The organism is Microcoleus sp. BROC3 (assembly GCF_036702515.1).
GTDB lineage: Bacteria > Cyanobacteriota > Cyanobacteriia > Cyanobacteriales > Microcoleaceae > Microcoleus.
In genome coordinates this window covers 1-5,910 of the sequence record NZ_JAUBTQ010000080.1, presented here as the reverse complement: position 1 = coordinate 5,910, position 5,910 = coordinate 1, and the positions used below count along the sequence as shown (strand labels likewise).

The following is a 5,910-nucleotide window of genomic DNA, read 5'->3' as shown; positions in this document are numbered from 1 at the left end:
CCAATCAGAATAATCTCAATCCGGGAAGTTCGCCCTATACCACTCCCAATAATGCCAATCCGGGAACTTCGCCGAATACCAATCAGAATAATCTCAATCCGGGAACTTCGCCGAATACCACTCCCAGCAACAATTTGTCTCCGAATAATGGAACAGGCAACGGCACGGGCACTCTTTGAACTGCCGGGGATGAGTTATGCTAAGACATTGAAGTGGCGATCGCACTTGAGGAGGACATAAGAGTGTCAAACTTAGTTCAACGCTTAGAAATAACCGCTCATCCGCAACTGGAAAAATCCCTCGGCTATCGAGGAGATAGTCGCTGGGTAGCTTGGCGCTGGGAACCCGACATCGACCAACTTATATCCAGCGACGGCAAAACAGTCGGCACTGGCAATAATATGGCTTGGCTGGTGTTTTTGCAGCACGATTTAGTCGATCCTGCGGTACAAGAGTACAACCTCGGCGAGGGCGATCGCTACTGGCTGCTTTTAGACACCGAAACTAGAAATCTCTACGTCGGCGAAGGGAAAACTGTTCAAAGTCTGCTCGAACAGCCGGAAAGTTTAGGTTTATTGGCCTGTCTCGATGGTGGGAATGCCGATCGACAAACTGGTGAAACTTGGCAGCAAACGCTATCTCAACTAACAGCCAAACCAGTTGTTCGCCACCTCACAAATGCCCTTCCTTTCGGTATCGCGGCCGCTTTAATAGGTGCTTTAGGCATCGGAACCGGATTGTGGGTAGTGCCGGCCGTGCAGCAGAAACTAGCCGAAAAAACAGCTTTTGTTTCCCCAATTAGTTCTGCAGCCAACTGCGGGCTTGGCGGTTCCGACGATTTTTCAGCTTATATCGGTTCGTCAACCGGAAATAAAGAACTTCATTTAATAGGCGTTTACGAAGCCAATGCGGATCACAAGAACCGAGATTTATCAAAAAGTGCGATCGAAATCAAAGTAGAACGTCGAAACAAGCCAATAATTCTTGCACTTTCAGCTTATGAACCGGTGCAATGGAACATTACCGCAGAACCGGGCGCAGTTATCGAAAAAATCATTGTTAACGGATACCACAACCAAACTGTTTCAGGAGTTTCGGGAATTCCAATTGAAGAGCACAGCTACGAAGAAACCGGAAACTATATCGGCGACTTTATCTACAAGTGGGGCGCTACCGCTGAAAGTACCAATACTTCTTCTCTGGTGACTAAATTGGAACAGATAAACCGCACCAGTTTAACTTCTTTTCAAGGATGTTACCGAGGTAAGAATTTTGCGATTAAGTAAGAATTATTGATTATTGTGGGGTGGGGAAACGGGATTGCCGTCTCCTAAATAGCGGTGTTGTCGATGGTTATATCAAGAGAGTAATTTCATCATCCCATCCGGTTGATTTTACCCATTAGCGGAAATCAGGAAACTGCAGTGCCGTTTCCTACAATTAATCGGGCTATGGTTACATCGTCCCTAGGGCGATTATTTTGGGCTAGGAAAACGGCACTGGCGTTTCCTCCTTTGCGTGCTGATTCTGTTTTTCACCAATCCGTTGATGTTAATTCAATGGTGTAGATTTTTAACAGTTATTTGACAAGCTTATGTCATGACTGTATCATAAAATATCAACTTTTATTTTTGATTTCAGACAATAACAATGCTAACAAACTTAAGATGAAATACTGGTACGAAACCCTCGCTGTAGCGCAGCGAATTTTAATAGAATTGGGAAGGCGAAGACGCAGTTTAATTTTTTGGGCTATCTTTCCAATTTCTATCTTGATTATTAACGCTTTAATTTTAGCAGAACGCGCGCAATTGACAACAGCAAAAGCTTTTGAAACAGCCGCCCCTGCAAGTTTAGTAGGAGCTGCTTTATTTTTTAGCTGTCTCGGCGGCAGCGTAGCAACGGTAGTAGCAGAGCGAGAACAGCATACTCTCAAACGCTTGTTTATTTCCCCCCTGAGCGGCACTTCCTACTTTTTAGGGATTTTTATTGCTCACAGTTGCATCGGCATCGGTCAGGTAATTTTAGTATACACGATCGCCTCTTTTTTAGGAGCACAATTTCAAGGCTCTATTTTGTTAGGATGTGCGATTATTCTGCTCAGTATTATATCTTATGTAGGTGTAGGCTTTATTCTCGGCACCCAGTTTGCGAGGCGCACAGAAGATGTCAACTCGCTAGTAGCGGCTTTCGGCGTTCCTTTGTTGATTTTAGGAGGCGCATTTTTGCCAACTTCGCTGTTTCCCAAAAGTCTGCTGGAACTCGCTCAGTACAATCCAATTTATCACATGAACGAAGCCCTGATGGGCGTGTGGGCTGACGGCAAAGATTTGGCTGATATTTCGTCGCACTTCGGGTTTTTGTGTATTTTTGCTGTTTTAATGATAGTAGCCGGATGGCTGTCTTATCGGCGGATGTTGAGAGTAGAAAGAAGACTTTAAACGAAGGGGAAGGAGTGAAATAATTTACTTTAAAATAATTAAATCAGGGTTCACTTGAACCTAATTATGTAGGGTTCCATGCACACCACACCTTACACCAATGTAGGGTTCCATGCACACCGTACCTTACGGCTATAGCAATCCTCGCATCATTTGTGAATTTCTTACTCCCTCCCCGCGGGTTCGGGGAGGGTTGGGGTGGGGTCAAAAATTTACAACTGATTTAGGATTGCTATATTATAGGAAAAACTAGGAGATTTCAAGCTGTGCTGCAAATTGAAAAACTCAATAAATCCTACGGGGAGCGTTCAGTGCTTAAAGATTTAACACTGCACATTCAATCTGGAGAAATTTACGGTTTGCTGGGGCCAAACGGTGCGGGCAAAACTACAACTATCAATATTTTATGCAATTTGCTAAATGCCGACAGCGGCCAAGTTTCTATCAATGGCGAACCTGTTTCAGAAGCTACTAAATTATTAATAGGTGTAGCGCCCCAAGAAAATTTGCTTTACAAAAGCCTTAGCTGCGAAGAAAACCTCAACTTTTTTGCTCAAATTTACGGCTTAGACCGCAAGCAGCGCCGCTATCAAGTAAGACACTGTTTGAAAGCAGTAAATTTGACAGATAGAGCTACCAGCCCGGTGGAAACTTTGAGCGGAGGAATGCAGCGCCGTTTGAATATTGCGGTAGCATTGGTACACCAACCTAAATTAGTAATTTTAGACGAACCGACAACTGGTTTAGATATTGAGGCTCGCTATGAAATTTGGGATTTAATTCAGCGCTTGCAATCCGAAGGAATTACAATTTTGCTGACAACTCACTTGTTGGATGAAGCTGAGCGGCTGTGTCAGAGAATCGGGATTCTGAAAAATGGCAGTATTGTGGTTGATGGCAGTTTGGAGGAGTTGCAAAAACTGATTCCGGCTCAAGAAATTATCGTAGTAAAAACCGGCGAAGAAGCTGAAGTCATCGCCCGCGCTAAAAAATACAGTTTCATCCCCCGCCGCTACGGTAGCGATTTAGCTTTTTGGCTGCCGGAACGTTTAGAATTAAAAGAGATTATTTTGCGTTTTGATGGGATTTCTATTGATTCAATCGCTCGGTATCCGGTGCGATTAGAACATATTTATGTAGAAGTGACTAAACAAACTGTATCCTAATCCGCGTCCATCTCCGTATATCCGCCCACATCTGCGGTCAAAAATTCCAGAGTAATTAACAAGGGCGATGTCTAGGTTGTAAAAATATCGTCAACCTTAATGCTGTCTGGCAAAATAGCCAATAAAATTTCGCTAAAACAAATAAACCCTCATACCCACAGCCTCTCTTAGAGATCTAAATTATACCCTCATGGCAAAGATCCTACTTTTCCGACTTTACGATCCGACTTTTCCGACTTTACAGAGGCAGGGGCCCGAAGCAATGATAGAGATAGGGAAAGCCAACCCACGATGTCTAAACTGTAAAGATATCGTAAACCTGGATGTTGTGTTGCGAAAGGTTAAATAAAAAGATGCTAGAAAAGATATGTTTTTAGGGTGGTGCACTTAAGTTGTATTTTAAGTTGCATTTAATGTTATAAAAACCCATTCCCCCACGATGCCAGTGAACTCCCACTTCATATCAGGACTACCCCGCTTAGGCTCTACTTTACTGGCTGCTTTATAGCAGCAAAATTCCCGTTTTCACGCTGCTATGACGATCTCCACAGGGGGGTGCAAGTCGATCGAATGTTGTCAGCTATGAGCGAATAAAATGAGTTTTTTGTGTTCATTTTTACTGAACAAAAGGAACGAGCTAACAATTTTGCCGATCGATTGATTTGAGCAATAGGACTAATAAATTATTCAGTCTTCATAGCGAGGACTTAAGCTTTGAAGCGGGGTTTCAATCCCTGCCAGACTTGAATGTAAACAATAGATATCAAGGATTTCAGCAATTATGAACGTACCAAACATGAACAAGCAAATCACTTTCGTAGACTCCGACCTACAGGACTATCAAAGCCTGATTCAAAACGCTGATACCGCTGAAGTTGTAATTTTAAATGACACTTTGAGCGCGATCGAGCAAATTACTCCAGCCTTGATTGAAGATATAGCCATTGTCGGGACTACCAAAAAAGCGATCGCCTTTATCGACCCTACCGTTGAAGATTACCAGATGCTCGTGGCGGGGGTCGTTCCCGGTATCCAAGCAGTGGTTCTTGATCCCAAACGAGATGGGGTGGAGCAAATTACCCAAGTTCTGGGCAACTCTAATTTTGTCGAAGCCGTTCATATCATCTCCCACGGCAGTCCGGGCAGCCTCCACCTGGGCAATACACAACTGAGTTTAGAGACCCTCAACCGCTACGCGACTCGACTACAACAGTGGGAGGCTCCCCATATTCTCCTCTATGGCTGTAATGTAGCAACTGGCGATGCGGGCGAAGAGTTGATCTCGAAATTACACCAGTTGACCGGAGCAACTGTTTACGCAGCAAAGACCCTCGTAGGTGCCTCTGAACGGGGCGGAACCTGGAATTTGTCCGAGGTTGCAGGTACTAGCCATCTCAAAGCTTCATCCTTGGCCTTTTCCCCTGAAGTTCTGGCGCAATACCCAGCCGTTCTCCCCTTCCAAACCATCAATCCGACTGGGGGAACCAACAGCACCGACGGTATCAAAGTCGAGATATACGACAATGGAATCTTTCAGGTTTACCGAAACAACGCTGGCCAAGTCTTTGGTAGTGGTTCCCCTAGCGGTTTCCTGGGTCTTGGTGTGGGGAGCACGACTTATGGTACCAATGCAGGCGACCAACAGCTAACACTCTTGACCCAATCGGCGGTTTCTGGTGTCGGGACTTCCGCTAACCCGTATCAGGTGGGAACCACTCTCTATGCAGATGTCAATAGTAACAATACCTACGACTCAGCAACAGATTTTCAGATCCAATGGGTGACTAGCTATGCTGCTCCTCAAGCTCTGTTCTCCCAAGTGTTTAATATTACGGCTCCGGCTGGAAACACCAGTCCAGTCAAGCTATATCAGGGCTTCGATACATTCCTCGCTGGTGGCGATGCGGGTCCCGCCTATGGCTTAACGGCTGCAGAGACGGAATTGACCGGAACCACTGATAACCCGAAGTTCATTGGAGTTCGCAAAGATGCTGGACTGCCGAGCGAAAGCTTTATGGGCTTCCTGGAAAACCAAGGTGAATTTTCCCGCTGGTACTCAGGTCTCTTTTATATTCCATTCAACGAAGTAATAAGCGGTGGCGATATCACAAACACCTACGACACAGACCCCAGCACAGACAATGGTATTGCAGTTCAGTACGACCTGGGAGCTATCACTGGAGCGACGACTATTTCTAACTCTCTGGGGTTTACTTTGAATGCCGTCGTTGCAGATACTACTGCCCCCATCGCACCCACCTTCACGACTCCCGCCGGCACAACTGCCGACAGCACTCCCACTC

The 5,910-nt window shown here is 45.3% G+C and carries 4 protein-coding genes; all 4 read left to right on the top strand.

Translation table 11 applies throughout. The annotated features are described in order from the left end of the window. Window positions 1-242 precede the first annotated feature (242 nt). Window positions 243-1,286: a hypothetical protein gene (locus QUB30_RS30390; RefSeq protein WP_333341580.1), complete on the top strand. Its 1,044-nt coding sequence runs from the start codon at window positions 243-245 to the stop codon at window positions 1,284-1,286. Between the two features lie 381 nt (window positions 1,287-1,667). After that, on the top strand, window positions 1,668-2,441 hold the full coding sequence (locus QUB30_RS30385; RefSeq protein ID WP_333341578.1) for an ABC transporter permease: 774 nt from the start codon (window positions 1,668-1,670) through the stop codon (window positions 2,439-2,441). 266 nt (window positions 2,442-2,707) lie between these two features. Continuing rightward, the gene (locus QUB30_RS30380) at window positions 2,708-3,607 is read left to right on the top strand and encodes an ABC transporter ATP-binding protein (protein ID WP_333341577.1); all 900 of its coding nucleotides are present in this window, start codon (window positions 2,708-2,710) and stop codon (window positions 3,605-3,607) included. 781 nt (window positions 3,608-4,388) lie between these two features. Continuing rightward, a partial coding sequence (locus QUB30_RS30375) for a DUF4347 domain-containing protein (protein WP_333341575.1) occupies window positions 4,389-5,910 on the top strand: 1,522 nt, incomplete at its 3' end.

Coding starts and splice junctions, on each gene's coding strand:
- QUB30_RS30385 (WP_333341578.1), top strand. CDS start 1,668: ATGAAATACTGGTACGAAACCCTCGCTGTAGCGCAGCGAATTTTAATA.